The following is a 25,675-nucleotide window of genomic DNA, read 5'->3' as shown; positions in this document are numbered from 1 at the left end:
CGGAGTCCTGGGTCCTGAGACGATTTCGTCGGTCGTAGCGAAGGGCCTCTGTGCCCTCTCGGGTCCGGAGTCCGGAGAAAGCCGCGCCGGTCGTAGTGAAGGGCCTCTGTGCCCTTTTGGGGCCGGGACGGTGGGTGGAAATGGGATCTGGGAACTTCGCGCGTTCCGGAACCGGACGAACATCGACCGTTTCGACCGGTTGGTACTGAATTGGGAGGTCTCCCTGGGTTGAAACCCAGGGCTACCAACGCAAAGTCCCTCCGGGACTGAGGACGGAGGCGAATATAGAATGCCGATGCCGAGAGGTCCCCGTTCGGCTGCGCTCAGGGCAGGCTCTCCACTTCGGTCGGGACGACGGGGGAACGATGCGAAAGACAGGAGGCGCTGGCATGACGGTGATGCCGACGTGGGACGGGTTCAATGTCTCTGTGCTGCGGTATCTCAGCGATGGGGCGGTTCGTGGGTTGAGCGATATTCGCCAAGCGGTCGCCGATTCGGCTGGGCTGACCGTGGAGCAGCGAGCGGAGCAGCTTCCGTCGGGACAACCGAAGGCAGACAACCGCATCGGGTGGGCGGTCTCTTATCTGACGCGGGTTGGGGCGATCGAACGTCCGGCGCGGGCGCGGTACCAGATCACGACTGTAGGACGGGATCTGCTGGCACGACATCCGGACGGCATTTCGGAGCAGTTGCTGCGAACGATGGCCAAGCCGGGTGACGAATGGTGGGTGACGAAGCGGAGCGGGAGCGGGACAACGCCGGACATTATCGAACTCGAAACCAAACCGCTCGATCCGATGGAGCAGATCGAAGAGGGTTTGGCGCGCATTCAATCCGATGTCGCGGCCGATTTGTTGCAGCGATTGCAGAGCAATTCACCGAAGTTCTTCGAAGCCGCGGTGGTGAAGCTGTTGGTTGCGATGGGGTATGGCGGGGCCGATGGGAGAGCCACGGTCACCCAGCAATCGAACGATGGCGGGATCGATGGGGTCATCGACCGAGATGCGCTGGGGCTGGACCGGGTCTATATCCAGGCGAAGCGCTACCAGAGCGGCACGTCGGTGCAGCGGCCCGAGGTGCAGGCGTTCGTGGGGGCGTTGAGCGGCAAGGCGACGACCGGGGTCTTTCTCACAACCGGCGCGTTTTCGAGCGGCGCGGAGGAGTATGCGCGGACGGCGCACACGCGGGTGATCCTGATCGATGGGCGGCGGTTGACGGAGCTGATGATCCGCTATGGGGTCGGGGTGCAGACGCGGCAGGTCTTGAATGTGGTTGCCGTGGACGAGGACTTTTTCGAATGAGCCGGATCAGATCGTAACGATCGGGCGCGAGATACCGAAGCAGCGTACCGACAACTGACACGCAATCCGCCCGGACATGGTGGGTTGGAGAATGATGGCTCCGAACCCTTCCCTCTCCGAACCGCTGAACGATGGCGCCTCGGGGATCACCCTGATTCCGCAGCAGCGGGTGGAAGCCATGGCAAGCGATGGACTGCGGCGTTGCTCGCAGCTCGGATTACGTACATCTACACATAGCGTTCTGAATTTGTTACCAAAACAATACGCTGATTTACACGTATCTTATCGTCAAGCCGGGGGATATTCTGCACTTGGTTCGAACCATAGTGGACGTGTACGTAATCGATCTACATGACAAGGTGGTCATACATGAGTTGGTTCGTTCGCACAGTGTTGTTGTGTTCGCTGCTTTGCTTCACGGTCGCCGCCTGGGGCGCCCACTCCGCGCTTGTTTCTGCTCAGGATCAAATCTACGTCGATGCGATGGATTTCCCGGACGCCGGGCTCCTGAGTCCCCAATCGAGCACTCCCGATCGTTTCCTGATCGGGTATCAGAACAGCCAGTACGTCATTCAGGCGCTGGAACCATCCTATAGCGGCGATTTCTATTCGTTCATCGGGCTGCCCGAGGCGGCAAATACGCTTGTCGAGGTCGATGTTGCCATCGCCGGCGATCTGCGCGGCAAGTACGCGCTGGTCGGGTGCCGGGCAGGCGCAAGCGACACCGGGTACATGTTCGAGGTTCATCCGGACACTGGGTCCGTGGCGCTCTGGCGCTCGAATTTCGATGGCACCTTCACCGCGCTGAGTCCTGTGCAGGCATCAGCCGCCGTGCTGGTGGGCAGCGCCATCAACCGTATTGCGATCGACTGCCAGCAGCATACGATCACCGGATTGGTGAACGGTCAGGCAGTGGCTTCCGCGACCGACGATACCTATGCGGCCGGCCAGTCGTATATCGGCGCTGGCGCGGCTGGCGTGACCACCGATGGACTGCTGGTGGGGTTCGACAACCTGACGGTCACCGATCGTGCGGGCGCGGTCAGCGTTGGTCCAGGGCAGGTCACGACAACGGAGCAGGATGGCATCGTTGCCATTACCGATCCGCATATCGACCCGCTCGGCACGCTCAACGACGCCTTCTGGATCCCGATGACCCTCGATGCATCGGCCGGTCCGCTGGCGGGCGCGGTGAATCTCACGACTGAATTCCGCACCATGAATGCCGGGGTTCAGCTGCAGGATGTGTACGCGCTGTTGCGGTTCGTGACCCCGCCGCAGCTGCCGATGGGCGGGTGGTCGGTCGGGTTCGGCTTCTGGGCCGATTCCGCCGGGAACTACTACGACCTCTACGTGCACGTCGAGGAAGGCATTGCGACCTGGAATCTGGGTCAGGGAACGGCCACCGGCACGTATCAGGTGCTGCAATCGGGCATGCTCCCGCCGGGAGCGGTCGATCTCACACCCGGAGCCGAGAACGATCTGACCCTGGTCGTCTATCAGGGTGTCGCGATCCTGAGCGGCAACGACTTCGGCGCCGATGCGGTGGTCGATCTGCCGGCGGCTCCCGTGGCCGGTGACGTCTTCGCCGAGGTCGAGTTTCAGGCGGCCAATCCCGCCGAGACTGCCACGCTTCCCATGAGCGTCAGCGAATTCTCGGTGTGGGACATGTCGGGCGGTGAGGTGTTCGATGTGTTCTCCCTGCACTCTGGCAGCGTTGCCCCGCCTGCGCACTAGCGCAATGGTGTGCCCACCGGAGGACGCACGAGCGCAGTTCCCTCCTCTGCGTCGTGCTCGTATCGGTGGCCGGTTCGGTGGGCGGAGTTCCGCCCACCGCCCCTGACTATGACGACAGCCCAGGGTCCAGGGTCCAGAGTCCAGTGCGTCTGACGACTAGCGACTGACGACTGACAACTGATGAAGCTATTAATTCGTCTGAAAGCGGCCCTGGAGATAGAACCAGAGGATGACGGTGACCGTGACGGTCATGATGATCGCCAGGAAGGCGAAGGCGTAGCGGAAGCCGAAGGCCGCGGCGAGAGCAGCGCCCACGAGGGGTCCGGCGAAGGCGCCCAGCGAGCCGGCCGAAGCGGTGAAGCCGAAGATGGCGCCGCGGCGTTCGGGCGGGGTGCTGGAGGCGATGATGGCGTTGGTGGAGGGGAGCAAACCGCCGATGGCGAAACCGAAGAGCCCCTGCAGGACGATGACCTGCCAGGCGGAGACGACCGCGGCCAGCGGGATGTAGCAGATGACGACCCCGATCAGACAGGCGACGAGGACTTTCTGATGCCCCACCCGGTCGCCGCGGCGGCCGAGGATCAGGGAGGAGATGGCGCTGGTGACGCCCATGAGCCCGAAGGAGAGACCGGCCAGCGAGGCGGCGCGCGCGTCAGTGTAGCTGCCGAGCTCTTCGATGTAGAGCGGCAGGATGGGCCGGCCGCCCATCTGGGTGAAGCGCATGAGGATGAGTATCGAGGTCATGGCGATGAGCGTGGGGGTGAAGAGCCAGGCGCGGGCGGCTTTGATGGCCGCGAAGCCGCGTTCCGGTCCGCGCTCGACCGGGACGAAGTTCTCCCGCACGAAGAGGAGGACGATGCCGCCGCCGATGGCGAAAAGGATGGACGAGGTCATGAAGGTGGCGCGGTAGCCGATGAGATCGGCCAGCACGCCGCCGAGGAAGGGGCCGATCGAGGCGCCCACGAAGACGGCCGTCTGGATCATGCCGAGGGCGTAGCCCATGCGGTCCTTGGGCGCGGTGGAGGCGACCAGCGCGGCGCAGGCAGCCACGGTGCCGGTAAAGGCGCCTTCGATCATGCGCAGCGCCACCATTTGCATCGGGTTCATGGCAAAGGCCATCAGGAAGGCGGTGATCATAGCAGCCCACATGGAGCGCAACACCATCGGTTTGCGGCCACGGCGGTCGGCGACGGTGCCCCAGATGGGCGCGGTGATGACCATGACGAGCGCGCCGCCGGACATGGAAATGCCGGACCAGAGCGCGGCCTGCTCGGTGGTCAAATCGCCGAGTTCTTCCATATAGAAGGGAAAGAAGGCATCCCGAAACGAAAACGCGGTCAGGACCAGGGTTTGGGCGATCCAGAGAGCGTAGAGATTGCGTTTCCAGGAAATTGGTTCGGCCGTCGATCGGCCGGACGTGGCGGTCAGGAGGCGTCTGCCGAGCATCGTCGGGCCAGTGTAGCGGACGGGTTCATGATGTCTTGATGGTTCATGGTGGGGAGGTGATTTGGACGGGTCCTGAGCTTCGCGGCCTGGGTCCTGGGACGTTGTCTCTGCATCGACATGCCCCCTGCCCCAAGCGCCGGCCCCAAGGCGAACTGGCGGCCGGGACGAATCGTCTCAGGCCGCAGGACTCCGGGCCATGTGCGCCACGATGCCTCGATATTTGCAAGCGCAGATGTTCTCTTGCTATCGACGCGCAGCACAGCAATCGAGCCGGCCCTTGCGCCGCTCGTGGCTCACCTCCGTCCGTAGTGGCGGGACCCGTGCCCGCCAGCGGCCGCAGGCCGCCATTACGTTGTAAACAGCCACGTCTCCAGTTCGCGGCGTGATCGTTGCGTACGTCCGTTATCGCGCTGCGGCGCGATTGGCGGCCACGGGTACCCCACGGCGGCGTGATTGGCGGCCACGGGTGCCACTACGATGCAATAGGCGACCACGGGTACCCCACGGCGGCGCGATCGGCGGCCACGGGCGCCGCCTCTACGAGGATGCCGATGCTCTCTCGATTGCAGGAAGCTCGTAGCTGCCGTCGAGGACCGAATCCTCTGGAAGATAAATGCGGACGAGCGGACGGAAGTCGCCTTCCGGTGTTGGAAGCCAATTGGCTTGCTGTTTCGGATCGGCCGGCGCTTCACGTTGCAGATAGATGTCGAGCGAGCCGTCGCCGTTCATCTGCAAACCGGGGGTGCGGTCGCCGATGGAATAGCGGTCGATCGGGTTTTCGACCAGGTAGTACTTCGGCGTGTTGTACATGGTGATCGACCAGAAGGCTTTGGCCGGTGGCATGGTGTCGAAGTGCATCACGTAGTTGTTGGCGCCGTTGAGCTGGTTGCCATCACCATCGACAAAGGCCCAGGCGTAGTAGGCCTCATAGCCGTGATTGCCCCAGAGACCGCCATTGGCGGCGACGGCCCGCACCGCGTAGACGACTTTCGAATCGGTCAGTTTCCACTCCGGCGCGTCGATCGTGCCGGGGCCAAGCCGGTAGAGGTTGTAGTCGAAGAGGTGCGCAGCCGAGCTCCAGCCGTTGACCTTCGCGCCACCTTGCTTGCCAGCCGCGACGATGGTGTCCATACCCTTGGCCTGGGCAGCCTTCAAGGTCTCCGCCAACGCAGGATCGGGATCGACATAGGGACTTTCGTCGCTCAGCAGCCCGAGTGGGGCAAGCCGGTCGACGAAGGGCTTCTCCTCCGCTGGAGGGGGAAAGAGCTTGAGCCATGACCGGAATTTCTCCCAGAAAACCAGGTCTTCGCCCACCCGGGTGTCATAGGGGGCCACGTCCCAGTCGCCGAGCTTGCGGTCGCTGCCGTCGGACACATGCGGATAGACGCTCAGGGGGGTGAGCCAGGTCTGTTCTTGCACGGCCACGACATTGGGAATATCGGCAGCGCCGTCGACTGCATGCCGTCCAACGATGGAAAAGACATTGGTTGGCGCCTGGATCAGCGTCATTCCCTGGGGAACATCACCCGTCCAGTTCGGGCCCGCCAGGAGGAAGAAGCCCTCGCCATTACCAGTGGCGCGGGTACCGAGATAGGCGAAGTTGTTGGTCCAGGCATCGACGAATTGCATCACGCGGTAGCGATCGCCAACCGCCGGCAGGTGCAGCACCAGCGGCTCGTTGGTGACATCGCAATTGGCAATCGAATAGAGCGTGTCGTTGTTGATGGAGACAAAGGTGTCGCTTGGCCGTCCGAGAACGGTCGCATGGCCAAACCGATTGATCGGGCCGGATGCGGCCATCTTGCCACTGCTCGAGATCTCGACGACTTCGTCGATATCGAAGACCATGGGATAGCCGTAGATATAGGCGCGGACTGCCATCTCGATTGGATCGGTCATGGGTGCTCCTCGTGCGTAGACGCTCTGCAGGTCAGCCGGCGAATTGCGCCGGCCAGTGCGAAATCATGGCCTATTGTCGAGCGAACCGCACCCAGGGCGCATGCTGCGAAAGAGGGAATCGCGCACCGGGGCGTCGGTTCGGCGTCGCCTGGTTGGGCAGCCACGGAGGGTTGCGGCTACGCGATGATTCCGGGTGCAGGGAGGATGAATCCGGGGTGATTTACGGGCGGCCGAGATCGTTCGGATGGGAGACGATCCATTCCATGCCGGCGACGAAATCGTTCTTGCCGCCCTGGGCGGGGTGGCGGATCTTGGGAGCGTCGATACCTGCGGCCGCGAGGGAGGCGTGGGCGATGTTGCCAACGGCAAAGACGCGTCCGATCTGGAACGCTTCGATCAGCTCCAGAAAGATCGGGCGCCCGAAGTCGATCTCGGGACGTTTTGGGGTGCGGTTGGAGTTGGGCGCGCCCGGTTTATGCGGATGAAAGGGGAACGACGCCCAGATGAGCGGGACGAAATCGAGCCGCGCCAGTTCGCCCCAGACAATGGTGGCCGATTGTTCCTTGCGCAGCTCGGGGAACTCGCCACTACGCTGGTAGCCGCGTTCCTCCCCGAACAGTTCCAGCGATGGGATACCGCCGAGGAGCTGCGGCTCGCTGGTGAACCCGATGCCGCTGCGGCGACATCCCAGGTAGCCGGGGGCTTCACCAAGCATAAGCGTGTCGACCCCGCGTTCCATCAGTTGCGCGAAATAGCGGCGCAGGTTCTGTAGCCGAATCTGACCGAAGACGGTTTCGCTCGACCAGGGATTGACCGAATTGGGAGGCGCCGGGGTGATTGCCAGGCGTTCGAGAAAGGAGTCGATTCGATCGTATGTTTGCGTGGACGAGGTCATCCGCGGATCATTCAACCATTCAGCGCAGAACGCGGCGGGTGGCGAACCGCCAACCGGTTCGCGTTCAGTTCACCCCCAGGAGCTAGCGTACTGGATATCCCCTGTTGAAGGGGGATTCTTCGATTGCTTCGCCAGCCGGAGCATTTCCAAAGGAGACACCGATGTCCACACGACGACAACTGATTGGCGCGGGAGCCACGTCGCTCGCACTGGCCGCTCTCGCGGCACAACCGCTTCGCTCGCTGGCCGATGACGATGAACATGACGATCATCAGGTAGTTGGCGATCCGATGCTGCAACCGGCGATCGATCTGATCCGGGCGCAAGAGATTGCCCTGGCGGAGAACGCGGGAGCGGCGGTGACCAAGGTCGAGCTCGAGGGCGAGGACGGCGTGCTCCAATATTCCGTCCACTTGAACAACGGGGTCGATGTCGACATCGACGCGACGACCGGTTCGATCATCAAGACCGACCATGATGACGATCACGACGATCACGATGACTAGGACCGGTGAACTCGTTTAGCGTTGCCCCGTTTCCCGGACCGCGTCGCCGCGATTCTTCATAGCTGCAATCGTTTTCGCCTGCGTCGCACATGACGCCTCGAAGGAGCACGAACCATGCGCATTGGCGCGGTTTTCCCGCAGATCGAATTCGGCAACGATACCGGCGCGATCAAGGAGTACATCCAGACGGTCGAAGGTCTGGGCTATACCCATCTGCTGGCCTACGACCATGTGCTCAGCGCCGATATCACCCATCGCCCAGCATTCAGCGGGCCGTACACCCTGCGGGATCCTTTTCACGAGGTGTTCGTCTTTTTCGGATACGCGGCGGCGCTAACCGAACGGATCGAGCTGGTGACTGGCGTGCTGATCCTGCCGCAACGGCAAACGGCGCTGGTGGCCAAACAAGCCGCGGAAGTGGATGTGCTCAGCAACGGGCGGTTTCGGCTGGGGATCGGGGTCGGCTGGAACGAGGTGGAGTACGAGGGGCTGGGGGAATCGTTCGCCAATCGCGGGATCCGCTCTGAAGAGCAGATGAAGCTCCTGCGGGCGCTCTGGACCAATCAATCGATCGTCTTCGACGGGCAGTGGAACCAGGTGGTGGAGGCAGGGTTGAACCCGTTGCCGGTGCAACGGCCGATCCCCATTTGGCTCGGCGGGTATGCCGAGGCAACCCTGCGGCGGATCGCGGCCTATGGCGACGGCTGGTTTCCCTGGCGCGAACCGGACTCGACGATGGCAGCGGCGCTGGAGCGGTTGTGGGGCTACACGCGCGATGCGGGACGCGATCCGGCTGAGATCGGGCTGGAGCCGAAGCTGGACGTCAACAGCGGTTCACCCGATGTTTGGCACGCCTATGTCGAGGGATGGCGCCGGTTGGGTGCGACGCATCTCTGTGTGAACACGATGCGCGCCGGATACCGCACCCCAGGCGAGCATATCGCCGCGCTGGAAGTGGTGGCGCGGGAACTGGGAATTCAACCGCACCGGTGAGCAGATCGGGCGATTGGGGCCGCAAACGCTGCCTGCGCAGCGCCCACGCAGTAAACTATCTGTGACTCACATCCGCTCAGATGCTTTCGACGCGCCGAACGGTGCGCAACTGGGCCATGCTGCCTCCAACCTTGCCCCTGCCCACCGGAGTAACCTATGAACCAACATCGTGACGTTGGCCGACCGCGCGTCTTTTCCGACGACGCCATTTTCCGAGCCACCAACGACCTGATCGAGCGCAACAGCTATGACGCGCTCACATTGGAAGCGATTGCCACCGAGGTAGGTTGCACGCGCCAGGCGTTGGTGCGCCGTTTTGGCTCCAAGCAGGCGCTGCTGCTGGCGTTTCTCGACCGGACCCTGGTGTTGCGGGCGGCGGATTACCGCATCGTGGAAGCCGATGCGCCATCGCCGTTGGCGGCATTGCGCGCGCGGTTCGTGGCGCCACCGGAGGAGCGGATGGAGATCAGCGCCGACCGGGAGATTCAGGCCAATCTGCTGGCCTTCATGCTGACATCGAGCGGCGATCCAGCGTTTGCCGCCCGATTCGAGTCGCTCAATCAGATCTATATGGACGAAATGGAGCGGTTGGTCCGGGCGGCGGTAGAGATGGGTGAGCTGGCGGGCATCGATCCGGCGGCGCTGGCGCGGGCGTTGTTCTCCGCATCGTTGGGAGAAACCGTGCGGTGGGCCTCCACGCCGAGCAACGTGCCGCATGTTTCCCGGTTGGGTGAGATCTTCGACTTGTTGGTGATGCCCCACCGGCTGCGGTCCTGAGCCCCCGGACCGCAGATATCTCAGGACCCCATCGCGTAGTTCAGACCGAAGCCGAGCGGGAAGAGCGGATCTTTCGAATCGGCGGGAAGATCGGAACGTTGCGCCAGCACGGCCTCCATGGATGATGGGAGCTCGAAGGGGAGCTTGCCCGTGGGGGACGAGTTGCCAAAAATGAGATCGAGCACGACCGCATCCGACGCGCCGAAGACGCCGATGAGTCCAGCGACAGCGGCAGTGAGCTCGGGGATGACGGCAGGGCGGTCGAGCTCGATGGCGACCACGGTGGGGACCGCGGCGGCGATTTCCAGCAGATGCGCCAACGTCGCCTCGTCGAAGGCGAGCGATCCGGCATGGAAGAGCTCTTCCAGCGCGAGCTCGGAACGCGGCTCGAAGGGGGCTCCAATGCGCACGATGGCCAGATCGGCCTCGGCCGGCGTGTTGACCACCACACCGTACCCGGCCGCGGTGTCTTCGTCGATCCCCTCGATGTAGAGGAGCGCGTCGGACGCAGCCGGCAAGACCGGATCGCCTGCGATCTCCTCGTTCTTCAGCAGCACGAGCGAACGGCGCTGGGCCGCGATACCGGCCTGAACGAACCCCTCGTTGCCGCAGATGCGGTGCGCGGCGTCGACGTCGACATACGGTTGGTCGAAGAGCCCAAGGCGGAACTTCTCACGCAGGATGCGGCGCGCCGAGAGATCCAGCCGAGCTTCGGTGACGCGGCCCTGCTCGACCAGCGCCAACAACAGATCGGTGCAGATCTCGCCGCCGAGCTGGTCGCAACCGGCATCGATCGCCTTGGCGACCCGCTCGATCGGCTCCAGATGTTCGACACCCCAGGCGCGCGCGGGCAGGGGTTTTCCGGCAATATCGGCATCGGTGATCAACCCCCAGTCGGTGCAGACGATGCCATCGAAACCGAGCTGCTCGCGCAGCAAGCCGGTGACGATCCCCTTGTTGAATCCGAAGCCGACTTCTTCCCATTCGGTTTCCACCGGCATCCCGTAATAGGGCATCATCTGGCCCGTGCCGGTACGGATGGCGACCTCGAAGGGTTTCAGATGGATGGCGAACCCGCCGCCCGGATAGACCTGCTCGCGTCCATAGGGGAAGTGGGGATCTTCACCGTCCTTCTGGGGTCCGCCGCCGGGAAAGTGCTTGGTCATGCAGCTGACGCTCCCGGGCCCGATGGTTTCCCCCTGAAAGCCGCGGATGTAGGCCTCGGTCAGATCGCAGACAACCTCGACATCCTCGCCGAAGGTGCCGGAGATGCGGCCCCAGCGCGGTTCGGTGGCGAGATCGGATTGGGGATGGAGGGAGACGCGGATACCAACCGCGGTGTACTCCTGCCGGGCGATATCGGCGAACTGCCTGGTGAGTTCCGGGTCACGCGCGGCAGCCAGGCCAATAGCATCCGGCCAGACCGAGAACGCCTGGCTCCCGGCGATGCCGATGGGGTTGGCTCCGGCGCCATGCCGCGGGTCGCTGGAAAGGGTGAACGGGATTCCGAGCCGGGTCGATTCGGCGAGCCGCTGCAGACCGTTGTGCCATTCGGCCAGCTCCACCGCCGTGCCCGCGCCGAAGAAGGCGGAATGGTTCACCTGCCGTTCGACGATGAAATGGGCTGGATCCATGGAGGGAGGCAGGGGGAAGGGGACATTGAACAGGGTCATGTGATGGAACATGAGCCCCACCTTCTCGGGGATGGTCATCTGGCCCAGAAGGTCTTCGATCCGATCCTCGATCGGGGCGGTGGGGTCTTCGTAGATGTCGATCGTTCCGTTGCGGTTGAGATCGCGTGGTTCGGTGGCGATGGACATCGGTGTTCCTCTCTTTTCCTGTTTCAGACGCGGCGTTGCGCTCGACGGGTACCGTGTGGTGGGATGCTACTGTATTTGGTCCAGAGCCCAGGGTCCAAGGTCCAGGCAGATGTAGAAAGCGCATGCGGTCTGCATGCGAGAACGGGAGTGCGATGATCACCGAATCGAGCCCCATGTTCGACGCCATTCGCGTGTTTTGCCTGTCGCTGCCAGAGGCGCATGAGGTGGAAGCGTGGGAGCGCCCCACCTTTCGGGTGCGGAACAAGATCTTCGCCATGCCGCGGGAACGAGACGGCGAGCGGCCCTCGATCTGGTGCAAGGCTGCTCCCGGCGTGCAGATGTTGTTGGTCTCCGGCGATCCGGAAACGTTCTACGCGCCGCCGTATGTGGGACCGAAGGGATGGATCGGGGTCACGCTCGATGGAAGCGCCGATCTGGACTACGTCTGCTCGTTGATCGAGGAGAGCTATCGGTTGGTGGCGCCGAAGACGTTGGTGAAGCGGCTGGATGCGGGGGGGTGAGGTCCGGAGTCCGGGGTCCGGAGTCCGGAGCCCGGAGCCCGGAGTTCGGAGCCCTGTGACGCGGTGTGTTCGTAGCGAAGGGCCTCCGTGCCCTCCTGTTTCGTATCCACAGGCACCGGGAGGATGGAAAACCCTTTGCTACGACCACTGCATTCCGTTCCGGTCGGAGTGTTTGTGGGCGTGAACCGGGAGGGCACAGAGGCCCTTCGCTACGACCGACGCAATCGTCACAGGGCCCAGGGCTCCGGACTCAGGACTCCGGACCCCGGACCCCGGACCCCGGACTCAGGAAGCCGGATCACGCGAAGGCGCGGTCGTCGAGCCAGTCGTGGGTGAGCGTGACAGCGATCGCTACCGGCCGCCCCAGGAGAGAAGCGAGCGCATGCTCGATGTCACCGGTGAAGCGCTGCTCGACACGTGTGACGGTGGACCGGTTTGGCGCGCCGAGGAGGAGACGGTCGGTCTCGCCATCCGGGATGAGCTCGAGCAGGACGAGCGGGCGCAACCAGAGATCGATATCGCTGGAGGTGACGCCGCCCTGCCGCAGAAGCGCGAGGACGGCACTCCATGCCTGGACGCTTGTGAGCCCCTCACCCATCGGGAAGACCGGCGGAACGAACGGTTCGTCGTCTGTTGCCAGATCCGCGACACGGGCCTCGGAGGACGGCAGGACGGGGACGTCCCGCGCGATGCCGGTGAGCGCGGAAGACCCGGCGAAGGGTTCCGGAGCCGCCTTCCTGGCGCGGGGACGCGTGCTCTTTCTGCGCGCGGGTGGCGCGGGGGCTTCCGCTTTGGATTCATCGGACGGCAGGCCATCGCGTTCCCACCGCAGGAGAATCTCCCGCACGCGCTTGGGTGCGACGTAGGCGCTGCCGGAGTCGACCGCTTCATAGATCGCGGCGGAGACCCAGGCCCAGCCGGACGCGAGCTCGGGGCGGCCGCATTCCCGTGCCGAAAGATCGAACCGTTCCGCCAGTTCTTTCAGGATCTTGCGCTCCGCGCTGGTGGCATCGCGGCCGTTCGCATCCGCGAAACGGCGCAAGGTCCGTTCCAGATTCGGTTGGTCGCCGGGCGCGCTTGCGGGGCCGAATACGTTCGCATCGTACGATCGTTCCGTGTTGTCACGGGTCGTTGTCGTGGTTGTTTTCTCTTGGTAATACGTCGTGTTGCTTGGTGCAACAGAGGTCGGTTCCCCTGGGATGACGGGTGCAACGTTGGTCGGCTCGATCGGGCCCGAACCTCTGTTGGTGTCTGCAACATCCGATTCGGAACCATTGTTGGCGTTTGCAACAGAGGTTCGAGGTACTGACACAGCGGTCACAGAAGCGACAGTCGTGCTGTCGGAAGCCGGCTTCAGGTGCGTACGTACGCTGGTCTTTTCCTTGCGAGAGGCATGTCCGAGCTTGGTGCGCTCGCTGGCGCGACGTTCATCGGCGGCGGTTTTGGCAGCGAGTTTCTGCCAGGTTGGATCGTGGCGCAGTTCGGCCAGGATGCCGGTCCAGACGTTCTGGGCGTCGATGGGGCTGAACTTCTCCGAGAAGATGTGATGGAGGTAGCGGTAGACGGCCTTGTCCTTCTCGGCAAGGCGGACGACGCGCATGACTGCGTCGCCATCGAGGGTGTAGCCGTCGTCGCGGTCTTTGACGCGATAGAAGTTGTGGGGCACCTTCCAGCGCCGGCCATGCTCGTCTGGGCGGACGACCATCTCCTTGCGGATTTCGATGAGATCGAGGGCGACGAGAATCTTGTTGATGGTGATGAGCTCGGCGCGGTCTTCCCCATAGAAATCGGCTTCGCTTTGCTGGGAGGGGAAGGCGTAGCCGCGGGTGGGCGATTCCTCGCGGCGGTCGGTCCAGACGGTGTAGGAGTTGAGCAGGCCGACGCCCTTGAGCCCGATGAGCGGAGCGAACTGGGTGACGGTGGCGTTCCAATGCCAATACCACCCGCGCTTGCGGACGTCGTCGCCGGAGCGGGTGGCGGCGACCTCGCCGACCACGCCGGTGATGTCGAGATTGGTTTCGGGTTGTTTCTTGCGGGGGCTCATGGGTGACCCCCGGGAAGGTGCAAAGGATGCGCGGCGGATGGATGGTCGAATGCCCTGCTCCGGATGGACAAGGTGGCGGCTGGGAACCGGGTGTTCTGGAACGAGAGGTCCCTCCGCTCCGCCTGCGGGCTGCGGTCGGGACGACGGGAAATCGTCATCCCGAGCTTGCCGAGGGATCTCTTGGTGTCCGCAGACCCGTTGCTGCTTGGATGCATGAGCGAAGGGGAGGAGAGGTCCCTCCACTCCGCCTGCGGGCTCCGGTCGGGACGACGGGCAATCGTCATCCCGAGCTTGTCGAGGATCTCGTGTTGCCCGCAGACCCGTTCCACTTGGATGCAAGAGCGATGGGAGAAGAGGTCCTCCGCTCCGCCTGCAGGCTCGGCGGGACGACGGGAAATCGTCATCCCGAGCTTGTCGAGGATCTCTTGTTGTCCGTAGACCCGTTTCCACTTGGGTGCATGAGCGATGGGGAGGAGAGGTCCCTCCACTCCGCCTGCGGGCTCCGGTCGGGACGACGGGGAAGCGTCATCCCGAGCTTGTCGAGGGATCTCTTGTTGTCCGCAGACCCGTTTCCACTTGGATGCAAGAGCGAAGGGAACGAGAGGTCTCTCCGCTCCGCCTGCGGGCTCCGGTCGGGACGACGGAGAGCCGGTTGGGAGAACGAGTGCCGAGGGAACGTTCCGGGGCATGCGGCGGCGGCGGCGTATGGCAAAGCCAGCCGCGTGGCGCGCATCTCTTGACATGGCCGGGAAGCCCTGTCTAGAATCAGGACGTTGCCTGGGTACACGAAACCCTCCCTCTCAGGGGTGGCGACAGATTTCGAAACCGGAATCGAGCGATCAGTTTGGCGACGGGCCGCTCAGCATCCGGCAGACGATGATCATTGCGACGAATCGAGAATGGTCCGGTGTTGGCGCACCGGGCTTTTTCTTTTGTCCGGCGCGGTCCGCTCCGATTGGCGTCGGAACGAAACCGCGCGAGACGCGATTCGCCGGGAATCCAGCGATAGATCTCATCCTCCCTCGAGCCCGTGGCCCGAGCGTTCCTGAAACAGGACAACCGGCGCAGGTGGGTGGTTCCCAGGCTGCTCCGCGAGACGGTCGAATGGCAAGCGCTGCTGCACCCCGGCGCGCCGTGGCGACGAAATAGCGTCGAGCACGATAGCGGCGTCGATGGTGGTGCGCTGGAGTGTCCGCGCCCGGCCGATGCTGAGGCTCATGGCTGTCAGGATCTGGGCTGGGTTGCCATGGGCGCGGGTATGGATCACATTGAGTGCGTCCTCGGCAAAGTGAAACCGCGACAGGGGCGATTCGCCCAGTTCTTTGGCGCGATGCCGCACCATGCCGGCGGTGTCCTTGCGGCAGAACGGATTGAGCGTATGCCGCATCTCGACTTGCGAGGCCAGTCCCTGGCGACGGTCGATCCTGTCGTTCAGGGCGGGTTTGCCGAAGAGGATGACGCCGATCGCGCCAGAGGCAGGGGCGACATTGGAGAGCATGGCGCGAATGAGCTCCAGCTGCGAGCTGGAGAGTTGCTCGGCGTCGTCGATCAGGATGCGCAAGGGCCGTTCGCGCCGAAGCAGGGCGAGGGTGAGCTCCTGCAGATCGCCCATCAATTCGATGCCGGAGCGTCCGCTGGGGAGCGCGCCGGACTGGGTGATGATGGCTTTGAGAAGCTGGGTGTCGGTACGGATCTCGCGCGGATCGCGGATGGTGACGACGGTGTGACGCAGGTTCAGATCGTCCAGGCAGACATCGAGCAGAAGGCTCTTGCCGAGGCCGGATTGGCCGATGACCAGGCTGAGGCCGCCGTTGCGGCTGGCGTCCTCGAGGCGTTCGATGCAATCGGAGTGACCAAGCGAGGGATAGAAGAGCTCGATCGCCCGGGCAGCCGGCAACGCGGCCGGCCGCGCGGATTCGCGCGGGCGCCAGGGGATCGGGGAGGTCGGGGTCTCTTCGGAATGGTGGTTCACGTTCGCTACCGGCCGATCCGGCGGCGAATCTCTTTGAGGGCCACCCCATTGCGTCGCTCGTTCACGATATGCCGCACGAGCTCGACTTCCGCGTCATCGAAGAGGAGGAAGCCGCTTTCGGTGCGAGCGGTTGGTTTGACCAGCCCGTCGCGGAGGTAAAAGTCGAGCTGGGTGCGCGAAAGCCCGGTGACGGCGCGCAGGTCGCCGGTCATATAGAGCCGCGGCAAGGTATCGGCGGATTGACGTCCGGGGAGACCCCAGGATGTCAGTTGCAGTTGATCGCCGCCACGACCAGACGCAGGTAGCGGGACCTGCGAAAAGAGATCAGCCATTGGTTTCCCCTTTTCCGGGCAGAGGATGCGGGACGCCGAAGCGGGGCCAGAGCCGCCTCGTGCGAATCACTCTGCACGTGCATACCCACACTATAGAAGGTTACGAAGAAGGTGTAAACCGGCTGTGCGCGGGGTGATCGCGGTTTGGTTGCGGTCCGGCAGGGCGGCTGGTTGCGGTTAACGTGACCGCTGTCCAGCGTTTGGCGCAAAACTCCGGCGCGCATCCGGCCTTTCTTTGCCTGACGCATGCGGATAATCGCAGCCGGAATGCTGCGACGAATCCAGCTCCTGGGTTCTGGCGGCCGCAGACATCGCCTACGGACGGATTCCCTGGATGACCACGCGCCGCGGGTCGTCTGGGTCGACGAGCGCCGAAATCTGCACGAAACCCGCTTCCTCGAGCAGCGTTCGATGCTCCTCGAATGTTCGTTCCTTGGCCGCGAACAACACCAGCATGAGCAGATCGACCAGTCTCTGCCGGTCGTATTCATCGGATTCGTCCATCAGCCCTTCGGAGATCCAGATACGGGAACCCGGCTTCATGGCCCGATAACAGTTGCCCAGGATCTGCAACGCCTCCTCGTCCGGCCAATCGTGAATGACGATAGAGAGGATGTAGGCATCCCCGCCCTGGGGGACCGAGACAAGGAAATCGCCGGGAATCAGCTCGCACCGATCGCGCACGCCAAGTCGATCCAGGACCGATCCGGCGCGCGCCAGCGCTTCTGGCCGGTCGAAGAGCATGCCGCGCAAGCGCGGATTCGCATGCAGGACTTCGGAGAGCATCTGTCCCTCGCCGCCGCCAATGTCGACCAGTGTCGATACTCCCTCGAAGTTACAGATACGTGCGAGGCTCGTGCCATCACCGGTGGAACCGGTGGACATGGCGGTATCGAAGCGGGCCTGATCGTCGGGATGACTGGAAAGGTAGCTCCAGAAATCCTGCCCATAGATGGCCGGGAACGTTGCTCGACCATCTCGGATCGCATCGGTGAGCTGCAACATGGGGCGTTCGATGAGCGCGCTCATGCACCCCAACGAAAACCCGGCGGCCGAGCCGGGGACGTCCGAGCGGAGATACTCGCCCACCGGTGTCAGAGCGAATCGGTCGTCGTCGGTGCGGACGATCAACCCGAGTCCCACGAGCGCGCGGACAAGGCGGGCGAGACTGGGCGCGTGCGTGCCGGACGCAGTGGCCAACGCGTCGAGGCTCATCGGACCAGCGGCGAGATGATCGGCCAGCCTGAGGTCCGCCATGGTCCGCGTGGCGTGCGTGATCCACGAGGCGGTGACCAGATGCCATGCGGCGTCGTCTGGCGCAAGCGTTTCGGAAAATACGGACATGCAAACCTCCTGAATGGGTGACGAGGCAAAAAAACTCGGAGACTTGGGTTGTTTGGTCGTACGGCCATCGTATGAGGCGGTGCCGGCTCTGTCAACACAGATCGACGGCGCGGAACTGTTCAGAAACAAGGGCCCGGACTTGCTGCTCTGGCACAACAGGCGTATCGTGCCACCCGTGGCGATTGCACGGCGCCAGTCCATTCGAGGCCCGTCGGATCCGTTGGCGAACCCGCATCTCTGAATAGTTGCGGGTTCTTCTGAATCTGGAGTTCCGCGGCAGAGAGCGGTACAATTGAGCCAATCCACCTTGTTGCTTCGGCAACTGGGAGAGGGCCGCACCGAAGGGAGCGGCCCTCATTTTTCTGTGCGGAGACGTTGATGCCTGATCGAGTGACGCTCTTCGTCGATGGATTCAACTATTACTACGGACTCTTTCGTGGACGTCCTGTGCGGTGTCATCCACGCACCAAATGGGCAAATCCGGTGTTGCTCGGACAGGCGATCTGTCGCCAAATTGGTATCGATGGGACCGTTGGGCGGGTCCACTACTGTTCGGCTCCTTCGCTGCCAGGCCCGAATGATCCGGGGCAGGCCACACGACAGCACCACTACTTTCAGGCACTCTCGGGAGTTCCTGGAGTTACTGTGACCTTGGGACGGCATTTTGAGAAGCCCAAGTCTGTCCGGGCAATCGATGTGGTGACCGGTCAGGCGATCGGGCCGGCTTTCAAAGCCATGGTTCGAGAGGAAAAGGGTTCAGACGTCAACTTGGCGGCCTTTCTGGTTCGTGATGCGGCTCGAGATCAGTTCGATGTGGCCATCGTGCTTTCGAACGATTCCGATCTCGCCAGTGCCGTGAACATTGCCCGTGAAGACTTCGGAAAAGAAGTCGTCGTTGTTTCCCCTCAAATCAATCATCGAGATCGGCATGGCAGACGCCGCGTCTCCTACGACTTGGCTCGTGCCGCGTCGCGGTCACTTATTCTTGATCACAACCTCCTCTCTGGTTGTAGGCTTCCCGACCCCTCTCCGGATGCCGATGGGAATTTGATTGCTTGCCCATCCGAGTGGAGATAGCGAGGCTATGCGTTCGCACGGTTGACGTCGGGTTCTCACAGAACAAAACCTGTGAATTGACCCAGGAACCGAAGCTCTGCGCCAAACGTTTCTTTCAGTAAGGTGGGCGCAGCGGCCGCTTCGGCGTTCCTTCAGATGCGCCCGCGTATACTTTCTGATCGAAATTGGGTATCCGACGCGCCCACACCCGCAGTCGTTCTGTCCAGCCTCCCCGCGCGTCTGGATCCGTCCTACGGAGGACCGCACACCTTTGGAACCGAGACCGTCACGGCCCAGCCGGGCGACCGGACCGTCGTCAACCAAATCGACTCGAACTCCGTGGACGCCATCCCCCACTGTCGAGCCTTCCGCGTCGCAGCGCACCGCCGATATCTATGGCGCTCAACAGGCGCAGGGCGGCCAATGGTATGGGCAGCCGGGGACGTATGCCCCCGAGCAAACCGACTATCGCCAAACGGGCCCGATGACGCCGATCAAACCGCGCGGCGAGCGGGGCAACAAGCTCTTGCGCTATCTGCTGGCGGCGTTGCTGCTGATCGGGGTGATCGGCGGCGGCGCGTATGCCATTACCCGGTTCCTCGATGACGACGATTCGCCGGAGAATCCGCCGGTGGCCGCGGTGACCGATGGAACGATGACCCCCACCATGGCGGCAACCCAGCCGACCGATGGCGGAGCGCCAGCGCCGACTGCCACCACCGCCCCGCCGGCGCCGACCGAAGCACCACCGCCCGAAGCGGACGCAACCGAAGCGCCAGCCGAGGAGAGTGTCGATTCCGCCGCGGCGGAGACAGCGCCAACCGCGCCCGCGGACGATGCCGAGGCGGTTTCTGCGTCGGAGAGCGCGGAAGCGTTCTTGCCCCCCGCGTCGGCGTTGGTGGGCGACTGGGTCGTCTCCGATGAGGGCGAGCGCACCAAGGCCGAGGTGGCCGCGGCGATTGGCGCCGATGGCGATGCGCTGTTGACCAGCTGGCGCTGGCGGGAGAACTTCTACCGCGATCTGAATCGCAACGATGCCGCGGACGCGCCCGAAGACGCGTCGTTCATCAATGTGAGCGTGCACCGGTTCGCCAATGCCGAGGGGGCGTCCGAGGCTCTGACCGCGCTGTCCGATATCGTGGTGGCGGCGCAGGGGTTGACCGATGTGGAAACTCCGGTCATTGGCGATCAGGCGCGCGGTCTGGCGGGTCCGGGCGACGGGGTCAATCTCTATGTCCTCTATGTGCAGGATGGGAAGTATCTGATTCGCCTGGGCGGGTCGTCGGCGACGGGCGATCCGGCTCCGACGGTGAACGCGCTGGCGGAAGAGATCGTGGCGGGAGCGGACGCAGCCGCCTGATCAGCAGCGACAACCAGCAGGCGTGCCAGTCGGTCACCTTGCAGAGCCGTTATCCGCGCACGTAAAATAAGCGGGAACGCGGCAGTCGTCCGCGTCGGGCGGCGGATGTCCGCCGGTAAAGAATTCCAGACTTAACAACTGAATGAGGTTTGACGGGCACCCAGGCGGCGTCCCGTCGGTCATTCTGTCTGGTTTTCGAACAACAGCATTCTGCTTGTGTGATCGACCTCGGAACTTTCCGGGGTCGTACTGTATCCAGGAGGATTTTCGTGGCGAAGAAGAACGGATCCAACGGTTCGAACGGGACCAATGGCGTGCATGCCAACGGTCATAGCACGGGTCGCGACACGAGCAAGGTGCGCGTGGCGATCATCGGCGTTGGCAACTGCGCGTCGTCGCTGGTGCAGGGCGTCGAGTACTACAAGAACGCGCCGGAGAACGAGCGCGTGCCGGGGCTGATGCATGTCAACCTGGGCGGCTATCACATCTCGGATATCGAGTTCAGCGCGGCCTTCGACGTGGTCGAGGGGAAGGTTGGCAAGGACCTCTCCGAGGCGATCTTTGCGCACCCGAACAACACCTACAAGTTCTGCGATGTGCCGCATCTGGGCGTGCCGGTCCACCGTGGCATGACGCACGATGGCATCGGCAAGTACCTCTCCGAGGTGGTGACCAAGGCCCCTGGCCCCACCGCCGACATCGTGCAGATTCTGAAGGACACCAAGACCGATGTGGTGGTCTCGTACCTGCCGGTCGGTTCGGAGATGGCGACCAAGTGGTATGTGGAGCAGGTGCTGGAGGCCGGTTGCGGGTTCGTGAACTGCATTCCGGTCTTCATCGCCCGTGAGCCGTACTGGCAGAAGCGCTTCCAGGAGAAGGGCCTGCCCGTGATCGGCGACGATATCAAGAGCCAGGTGGGCGCCACCATCACCCACCGGGTGCTGACCAATCTGTTCCTCGACCGCGGCGTGCAGATCGACCGCACCTATCAGCTGAACTTCGGCGGCAACACCGACTTCCTGAACATGCTGGAGCGGGAGCGGCTCGATTCCAAGAAGATCTCCAAGACCAACGCGGTCACCTCGCAGATCCCCTACGAGGTGCCGGCCGAGAATGTCCACGTCGGTCCGTCGGACTATGTGCCCTGGTTGAAGGACCGCAAGTGGTGCCACATCCGCATGGAAGGGACGACCTTTGGCGATGTGCCCCTGAATCTGGAGCTCAAACTGGAGGTCTGGGACTCGCCGAACTCGGCTGGTTGGCAGTCTTCGTGACGATGGACCAGCCGCAGTTCCCGGCCAGGCGACACTGAACTTCAGTGACGGGCGAGCACCCCGGTTGCCTACAACGCCTCGTCGTACATTGCTGGCCGATATTATGGCTATTTCGAATGGTCAGGGAATCTGACCGGGCAGTTCGACTCGATCACGGGAGCGTTCCCGGCTGGCTGATCCGCAGGTCCAGACGGTGAGCGGACCGAGTTGCAGGGCAGCGACGGCGACGGCGACGGCGACGGCGATGCCGACGGAGACCGCGACGGCGACGGTGACCGCCACCGCAACGATTGCGAATATCACGCTGGATGCGAGCGCGGGGACGTGCTATGCGGGACTAGGCTATTGGCAGATCTTCGTGACGATGGACCAGCCGCAGTTCCCGGCCACGGCGACACTGAACTTCAGTGACGGAGCGAGCACACCGGTTGCCTACAACGCCTCGTCGTACATTGCTGGCCGATATTACGGCTATTTCGAATGGTCAGGGAATCTGACCGGGCAGTTCGACTCGATCACGGGAGCGTTCCCGGCTGAGCTGAATCCGCAGGTCCAGACGGTGAGCGGACCGAGTTGCGGGGCAGCGACGGCGACGGCGACGGCGACGGCGATACCGACGGAGACCGCGACGGCGACGGTGACCGCCACCGCAACGGTGACCGTAACCAACACTCCGGTGACAATGATCGTGACCTCGGTCAATGTCAATTTGCCGAGTGGGGCCGTCGACCAGTTTCGCGTCCCTGGGCGTGGTTGCTCGGGGCACCGCGCTTCCGGTGCGCGGTGCTGAGAGAACGGATGGACGCCAGTCACTTGTTTCGAGCAGGAGGGTGGATTTCTTCCACCTACGCACCGACCGCTACGGCCACCGCTCCCTCGACCTTGACGCCGTCCGCAACCGCGACCACCGATCCGACTGCCGGCAACGCGCGGCTGCAAAGTCAATGCCCACTGCCGCATCGGCCCGGGCACCGCCTACACGAGCCTGGGCGTTGTCGGTACTCAATGTGACGGTTCAGGTCCGTGGCGCCCGCGAAAATGGATGGACGCCGGTAATCTGCTTCGGACAACCCGGCTGGATCTACTCAACTACCTGTCGCTGCTGGGCACCACCACCCCAACCAGAACCGCAACAACAGCGCCGCCTACGAGCACATCGAGCTCGACCCCCACGATCACCACCACCACCACGTGATCCCGACATTGATCCCGCTGGAAGGAACGGCCTTCCTGCAGGCGAGTGTGAACTGCCGGATTGGACCGGGCACAAGTTATTCCATCCTTGGCGTGGTGAACGGGAATGCGCGGATTCCATTGCGCGGTGGTTTGCAGAACGGCTGGTATCCGGTCGTTTGCTTTGGCCAGGATGGCTGGATCATGGGTAACTACATCGCGGTGCAGTCTCCGACACCGACAGCAACTGCGACCGCGACGCTGCCGAGCACCGGTTCCCGTGGTGACCACCGCGCGGGTGAACTGCCGAACCGGCACCAGCACAACCACGCAGGTCATTACGGTGGTGGCAAATGGCGCCACCTTGCAACTGCGCGGGGCAACCCAGGGCAATTGGACGCCGGTGACCTGCGCCGATCAGGACGGCTGGATCAGCAGCCGCTACCGCTGCAGCGCGTTCTCCTGATCTTCAAACGGTGACTTGAGGCATTGACGGCGGATTTGGTAACCGTCCGCCGTCATGTTCCTTACGGACGGAGACGACGGCGCTCAGCGCTTCACCAATGCCGGGAACCTCGATGTTGGTGCGAACCTGCTCGATCAGTAGAATGGGAGAACGCTTGGATGAGATCTGGCGACCCCCCAAGGCATGAACGCGCTGGATGTGCTCATTGCGCGGCTCGTGTTCGATGCCCGATTTCTTGCAGAACATTGCCCACACGAATTACACTGAATGCAGAGTATGGCAGTAGCCTATGCTCGTTGGCGCCAGATGCGCGCCGTGCACGAATTCCAGACTTAACAACTGAATGAGGTTTGACGGGCACCCAGGTGGCGTCCCGTCGGTCATTCTGTCTGGTTTTCAGAACAACAGCATTCTGCTTGTGTGATCGACCTCGGAACTTTCCGGGGTCGTACTGTATCCAGGAGGATTTTCGTGGCGAAGAAGAACGGATCCAACGGTTCGAACGGGACCAATGGCGTGCATGCCAACGGTCATAGCACGGGTCGCGACACGAGCAAGGTGCGCGTGGCGATCATCGGCGTCGGCAACTGCGCGTCGTCGCTGGTGCAAGGCGTCGAGTACTACAAGAACGCGCCGGAAAACGAGCGCGTGCCGGGGCTGATGCATGTCAACCTGGGCGGGTATCACATCTCGGACATCGAGTTCAGCGCGGCCTTCGACGTGGTCGAGGGCAAGGTTGGCAAGGACCTCTCCGAGGCGATCTTTGCGCACCCGAACAACACCTACAAGTTCTGCGATGTGCCGCATCTGGGCGTGCCGGTCCACCGGGGTATGACGCACGATGGCATCGGCAAGTATCTCTCCGAGGTGGTGACCAAGGCCCCTGGCCCCACCGCCGACATCGTGCAGATTCTGAAGGACACCAAGACCGATGTGGTGGTCTCGTACCTGCCGGTCGGTTCGGAGATGGCGACCAAGTGGTATGTGGAGCAGGTGCTGGAGGCCGGTTGCGGGTTTGTGAACTGCATCCCGGTCTTCATCGCCCGTGAGCCGTACTGGCAGAAGCGCTTCCAGGAGCGAGGGGTTGCCGGTGATCGGTGACGATATCAAGAGCCAGGTCGGCGCCACCATCACCCACCGGGTGCTGACCAACCTGTTCCTCGACCGCGGTGTGCAGATCGACCGCACGTATCAACTCAACTTTGGCGGCAATACCGACTTCCTGAACATGCTGGAGCGGGAGCGGCTCGATTCCAAGAAGATCTCCAAGACCAACGCGGTCACCTCGCAGATCCCCTACGAGGTGCCGGTAGAAATGTCCACGTCGGTCCGTCGGACTATGTGCCCTGGTTGAAAGACCGCAAGTGGTGCCACATCCGCATGGAAGGGACGACCTTTGGCGATGTGCCCCTGAATCTGGAGCTCAAACTGGAGGTCTGGGACTCGCCGAACTCGGCTGGTGTGGTGATCGATGCCGTGCGCTGCATCAAGCTGGCGCTCAACAACGGCATCAGCGGATCGCTGATGGCCCCGAGCTCGTATTTCATGAAGTCGCCGGCCGAGCAGTATCCGGACGATATCGCCCGCAACCGCACCGAGGCGTTCATCAATGAGAACCGGCTGCCGGGCGCGGCCAGGGTGAGCAGCCCGAACCAGGCCGATGTCGAGCTGGAGAAGGTCGAAGTCGAGGTCGGGTAACGAGCAGGCAGTCGCTGGTAGTCAGTCGTCAGTTGCCAGTTGCCAGTTGCTCGTCTTTGTGCGGAATCCGGGTGATTGCCGAGGGGTGTACGCCCAGCGTTTCAACGGTGGGCCATCCCTGAGCATCGAGTCGGGGTCCGTATCAGTTGTTCGTATCGAGAGCATCCCCGTGTCCAGCGATGGGCACGGGGATTTTTGCGCTTGCGGGGCAGGTTCGCGCTGATCAATGCTCGATGAGACGAGCGACGAGGGCAGACTATTGGAGATTCCACGATTCGACCGTGGGCAGCGCGGCCAACCGGCGATCAAAGGTCGCCAGCGGGATGCCGAGCCGCTCCGAGCGGGCGGCTGCCTGTCGCTCCATCGCTTGCACGGCGTTCCGACCATTCAACGCCGGCCTGGGAGAGGCGATCCGCCGATGATGACACTCGCGCAGGCTGCTGGTACGCTTGGGGTGCACCGGCGATTCGGCAAGGCATGGCAGCATGACGGCGACGCACCTCGCTACCGCGGAAGACCTTCTTCAGATGGGCAGCAGAGCTCCGTATGAGCTTTGGGAAGGCGCATTGAGAGAGGTGTCGACACCGGGCTTCAGGGCGGCGGTGTACGGGGCGCGATTGGCAATTGCGACCTTCAGTTTCGCCGATGCTCAGGGACTGGGGTACGTCACGAGCGCCCGTTGTGGATACACGCTCAGCGAGCACCCAGATACCGTCGTTGCTCCCGATGTCGGGTTCGTGCGCGGGGACCGATTTCCGGACGGCATGCCGGATCGAGGCTTTTGTCCGGTGCCACCCGATCTGGCGATCGAAGTCATTTCACCCACCGACACGAAGGCGGAGATGGCGGAGAAGCAAGCGCTCTACGCCAAGGCTGGTGTTCCATTGGTGTGGTGGGTCGATCCAGAGCGGAAGACGGCGACAGTCCATCGGTTGGGCCACGCCCCTGAGGTAGTCGAGGCGAAGGGAGTGCTCGATGGAGGGGATGTGCTGCCGGGTTTCGAACTCGCGCTTCAGGCGATCTTCCGAGACTGACGTTTCCGGCGACGGTCGATTCAAGAA

Annotated in this window: 22 protein-coding genes and 1 pseudogene; 14 read left to right on the top strand and 9 right to left on the bottom strand. The window is 63.2% G+C overall.

The features are described 5' to 3' along the window. Nucleotides 1-389: 389 nt before the first annotated feature. Both R2855_08385 and R2855_08380 read left to right on the top strand, forming a co-directional pair. Entirely contained in the window at nucleotides 390-1,301 is a 912-nt protein-coding gene (locus tag R2855_08385; GenBank protein ID MEZ4531034.1) for a restriction endonuclease, read from the top strand. A 369-nt stretch (nucleotides 1,302-1,670) separates the two neighbouring features. Then, the gene (locus R2855_08380; GenBank protein ID MEZ4531033.1) at nucleotides 1,671-3,038 is read left to right on the top strand and encodes a hypothetical protein; all 1,368 of its coding nucleotides are present in this window, start codon (nucleotides 1,671-1,673) and stop codon (nucleotides 3,036-3,038) included. 189 nt (nucleotides 3,039-3,227) lie between these two features. Here R2855_08380 and R2855_08375 read toward each other — a convergent pair whose 3' ends face one another. The 3 genes from R2855_08375 to R2855_08365 all read right to left on the bottom strand — a co-directional run bounded on the left by R2855_08375 (nucleotide 3,228) and on the right by R2855_08365 (nucleotide 7,278). Further along, on the bottom strand, nucleotides 3,228-4,484 hold the full coding sequence (locus R2855_08375) for an MFS transporter (GenBank protein ID MEZ4531032.1): 1,257 nt from the start codon (nucleotides 4,482-4,484) through the stop codon (nucleotides 3,228-3,230). Nucleotides 4,485-5,021: 537 nt separating this feature from the next. Beyond that, complete coding sequence (locus tag R2855_08370) at nucleotides 5,022-6,383, bottom strand: DUF1254 domain-containing protein (protein ID MEZ4531031.1); 1,362 nt, start codon at nucleotides 6,381-6,383, stop codon at nucleotides 5,022-5,024. A gap of 220 nt (nucleotides 6,384-6,603) precedes the next feature. Next, nucleotides 6,604-7,278, bottom strand: a complete 675-nt coding sequence (locus tag R2855_08365) for a uracil-DNA glycosylase (GenBank protein ID MEZ4531030.1) — start codon at nucleotides 7,276-7,278, stop codon at nucleotides 6,604-6,606. Nucleotides 7,279-7,439: 161 nt separating this feature from the next. Between R2855_08365 and R2855_08360 the strand changes: the two genes are divergently transcribed. The 3 genes from R2855_08360 (at nucleotide 7,440) to R2855_08350 (ending at nucleotide 9,554) form a co-directional block, all read left to right on the top strand. After that, on the top strand, nucleotides 7,440-7,784 hold the full coding sequence (locus R2855_08360; GenBank protein ID MEZ4531029.1) for a PepSY domain-containing protein: 345 nt from the start codon (nucleotides 7,440-7,442) through the stop codon (nucleotides 7,782-7,784). 114 nt (nucleotides 7,785-7,898) lie between these two features. Next, entirely contained in the window at nucleotides 7,899-8,777 is an 879-nt protein-coding gene (locus R2855_08355; GenBank protein MEZ4531028.1) for an LLM class F420-dependent oxidoreductase, read from the top strand. Nucleotides 8,778-8,933: 156 nt separating this feature from the next. Further along, complete coding sequence (locus R2855_08350) at nucleotides 8,934-9,554, top strand: TetR/AcrR family transcriptional regulator (protein MEZ4531027.1); 621 nt, start codon at nucleotides 8,934-8,936, stop codon at nucleotides 9,552-9,554. A 20-nt stretch (nucleotides 9,555-9,574) separates the two neighbouring features. On the opposite strand, the gene R2855_08345 is transcribed toward R2855_08350, so the two are convergent. Then, nucleotides 9,575-11,374, bottom strand: coding sequence for a glycoside hydrolase family 3 N-terminal domain-containing protein (locus tag R2855_08345; protein MEZ4531026.1), 1,800 nt, complete (start codon nucleotides 11,372-11,374; stop codon nucleotides 9,575-9,577). A gap of 152 nt (nucleotides 11,375-11,526) precedes the next feature. Between R2855_08345 and R2855_08340 the strand changes: the two genes are divergently transcribed. Continuing rightward, nucleotides 11,527-11,895: an MmcQ/YjbR family DNA-binding protein gene (locus R2855_08340; GenBank protein ID MEZ4531025.1), complete on the top strand. Its 369-nt coding sequence runs from the start codon at nucleotides 11,527-11,529 to the stop codon at nucleotides 11,893-11,895. Between the two features lie 298 nt (nucleotides 11,896-12,193). On the opposite strand, the gene R2855_08335 is transcribed toward R2855_08340, so the two are convergent. The 4 genes from R2855_08335 to R2855_08320 form a co-directional block, all read right to left on the bottom strand. Beyond that, nucleotides 12,194-13,939 carry a hypothetical protein gene (locus tag R2855_08335; GenBank protein MEZ4531024.1) on the bottom strand — a complete coding sequence of 582 codons (1,746 nt, stop codon included), beginning with the start codon at nucleotides 13,937-13,939 and terminating at the stop codon, nucleotides 12,194-12,196. A 1,012-nt stretch (nucleotides 13,940-14,951) separates the two neighbouring features. After that, nucleotides 14,952-15,911, bottom strand: a complete 960-nt coding sequence (locus R2855_08330) for an AAA family ATPase (GenBank protein MEZ4531023.1) — start codon at nucleotides 15,909-15,911, stop codon at nucleotides 14,952-14,954. A 5-nt stretch (nucleotides 15,912-15,916) separates the two neighbouring features. Next, nucleotides 15,917-16,243, bottom strand: coding sequence for a MerR family transcriptional regulator (locus R2855_08325; protein MEZ4531022.1), 327 nt, complete (start codon nucleotides 16,241-16,243; stop codon nucleotides 15,917-15,919). A 315-nt stretch (nucleotides 16,244-16,558) separates the two neighbouring features. Then, nucleotides 16,559-17,587: a methyltransferase gene (locus tag R2855_08320; GenBank protein ID MEZ4531021.1), complete on the bottom strand. Its 1,029-nt coding sequence runs from the start codon at nucleotides 17,585-17,587 to the stop codon at nucleotides 16,559-16,561. A 378-nt stretch (nucleotides 17,588-17,965) separates the two neighbouring features. Here R2855_08320 and R2855_08315 point away from each other — a divergent pair, with 378 nt between their 5' ends. The 5 genes from R2855_08315 to R2855_08295 all read left to right on the top strand — a co-directional run bounded on the left by R2855_08315 (nucleotide 17,966) and on the right by R2855_08295 (nucleotide 22,930). Next, nucleotides 17,966-18,664, top strand: coding sequence for an NYN domain-containing protein (locus R2855_08315; GenBank protein ID MEZ4531020.1), 699 nt, complete (start codon nucleotides 17,966-17,968; stop codon nucleotides 18,662-18,664). Between the two features lie 250 nt (nucleotides 18,665-18,914). Next, nucleotides 18,915-20,003, top strand: coding sequence for a hypothetical protein (locus R2855_08310; GenBank protein MEZ4531019.1), 1,089 nt, complete (start codon nucleotides 18,915-18,917; stop codon nucleotides 20,001-20,003). 269 nt (nucleotides 20,004-20,272) lie between these two features. Further along, on the top strand, nucleotides 20,273-21,277 hold the full coding sequence (locus R2855_08305; GenBank protein MEZ4531018.1) for an inositol-3-phosphate synthase: 1,005 nt from the start codon (nucleotides 20,273-20,275) through the stop codon (nucleotides 21,275-21,277). Between the two features lie 244 nt (nucleotides 21,278-21,521). Next, entirely contained in the window at nucleotides 21,522-22,067 is a 546-nt protein-coding gene (locus R2855_08300) for a hypothetical protein (protein MEZ4531017.1), read from the top strand. 401 nt (nucleotides 22,068-22,468) lie between these two features. After that, nucleotides 22,469-22,930 carry an SH3 domain-containing protein gene (locus R2855_08295; GenBank protein MEZ4531016.1) on the top strand — a complete coding sequence of 154 codons (462 nt, stop codon included), beginning with the start codon at nucleotides 22,469-22,471 and terminating at the stop codon, nucleotides 22,928-22,930. On the opposite strand, the gene R2855_08290 is transcribed toward R2855_08295, so the two are convergent. Then, nucleotides 22,920-23,162, bottom strand: coding sequence for a hypothetical protein (locus R2855_08290; protein MEZ4531015.1), 243 nt, complete (start codon nucleotides 23,160-23,162; stop codon nucleotides 22,920-22,922). The two genes, R2855_08295 and R2855_08290, sit on opposite strands and share 11 nt — an antisense overlap. 225 nt (nucleotides 23,163-23,387) lie before the next feature. On the opposite strand from R2855_08290, the gene R2855_08285 reads away from it, so the two are divergent. The 3 genes and pseudogenes from R2855_08285 to R2855_08275 all read left to right on the top strand — a co-directional run bounded on the left by R2855_08285 (nucleotide 23,388) and on the right by R2855_08275 (nucleotide 25,648). Continuing rightward, nucleotides 23,388-24,017 carry a hypothetical protein gene (locus R2855_08285; GenBank protein MEZ4531014.1) on the top strand — a complete coding sequence of 210 codons (630 nt, stop codon included), beginning with the start codon at nucleotides 23,388-23,390 and terminating at the stop codon, nucleotides 24,015-24,017. Continuing rightward, a pseudogene (locus R2855_08280) lies at nucleotides 23,962-24,614 on the top strand (hypothetical protein). The gene R2855_08285 and the pseudogene R2855_08280 overlap by 56 nt, the downstream one beginning before the upstream one ends. Before the next feature lie 485 nt (nucleotides 24,615-25,099). Continuing rightward, nucleotides 25,100-25,648 (top strand): Uma2 family endonuclease, encoded by a 549-nt coding sequence (locus R2855_08275; protein MEZ4531013.1) that lies wholly within the window; start codon nucleotides 25,100-25,102, stop codon nucleotides 25,646-25,648. Nucleotides 25,649-25,675 lie beyond the last annotated feature (27 nt).

The sequence above is a fragment of the Thermomicrobiales bacterium genome (assembly GCA_041390825.1).
Taxonomy (GTDB): Bacteria; Chloroflexota; Chloroflexia; order Thermomicrobiales; family UBA6265; genus JAMLHN01.
Note: the sequence above shows the minus strand (reverse complement) of the source record. Positions and strands in the feature narration are given on the sequence as shown.

Excerpts from the sequence above, each read along its gene's own strand:
- R2855_08385 (MEZ4531034.1), top strand. The coding sequence starts at position 390 with ATGACGGTGATGCCGACGTGGGACGGGTTCAATGTCTCTGTGCTGCGG.
- R2855_08380 (MEZ4531033.1), top strand. The coding sequence starts at position 1,671 with ATGAGTTGGTTCGTTCGCACAGTGTTGTTGTGTTCGCTGCTTTGCTTC.
- R2855_08375 (MEZ4531032.1), bottom strand. The coding sequence starts at position 4,484 with ATGCTCGGCAGACGCCTCCTGACCGCCACGTCCGGCCGATCGACGGCC.
- R2855_08370 (MEZ4531031.1), bottom strand. The coding sequence starts at position 6,383 with ATGACCGATCCAATCGAGATGGCAGTCCGCGCCTATATCTACGGCTAT.
- R2855_08365 (MEZ4531030.1), bottom strand. The coding sequence starts at position 7,278 with ATGACCTCGTCCACGCAAACATACGATCGAATCGACTCCTTTCTCGAA.
- R2855_08360 (MEZ4531029.1), top strand. The coding sequence starts at position 7,440 with ATGTCCACACGACGACAACTGATTGGCGCGGGAGCCACGTCGCTCGCA.
- R2855_08355 (MEZ4531028.1), top strand. The coding sequence starts at position 7,899 with ATGCGCATTGGCGCGGTTTTCCCGCAGATCGAATTCGGCAACGATACC.
- R2855_08350 (MEZ4531027.1), top strand. The coding sequence starts at position 8,934 with ATGAACCAACATCGTGACGTTGGCCGACCGCGCGTCTTTTCCGACGAC.
- R2855_08345 (MEZ4531026.1), bottom strand. The coding sequence starts at position 11,374 with ATGTCCATCGCCACCGAACCACGCGATCTCAACCGCAACGGAACGATC.
- R2855_08340 (MEZ4531025.1), top strand. The coding sequence starts at position 11,527 with ATGATCACCGAATCGAGCCCCATGTTCGACGCCATTCGCGTGTTTTGC.
- R2855_08335 (MEZ4531024.1), bottom strand. The coding sequence starts at position 13,939 with ATGAGCCCCCGCAAGAAACAACCCGAAACCAATCTCGACATCACCGGC.
- R2855_08325 (MEZ4531022.1), bottom strand. The coding sequence starts at position 16,243 with ATGGCTGATCTCTTTTCGCAGGTCCCGCTACCTGCGTCTGGTCGTGGC.
- R2855_08320 (MEZ4531021.1), bottom strand. The coding sequence starts at position 17,587 with ATGTCCGTATTTTCCGAAACGCTTGCGCCAGACGACGCCGCATGGCAT.
- R2855_08315 (MEZ4531020.1), top strand. The coding sequence starts at position 17,966 with ATGCCTGATCGAGTGACGCTCTTCGTCGATGGATTCAACTATTACTAC.
- R2855_08300 (MEZ4531017.1), top strand. The coding sequence starts at position 21,522 with ATGCCGACGGAGACCGCGACGGCGACGGTGACCGCCACCGCAACGATT.
- R2855_08290 (MEZ4531015.1), bottom strand. The coding sequence starts at position 23,162 with ATGTTCTGCAAGAAATCGGGCATCGAACACGAGCCGCGCAATGAGCAC.
- R2855_08275 (MEZ4531013.1), top strand. The coding sequence starts at position 25,100 with ATGACGGCGACGCACCTCGCTACCGCGGAAGACCTTCTTCAGATGGGC.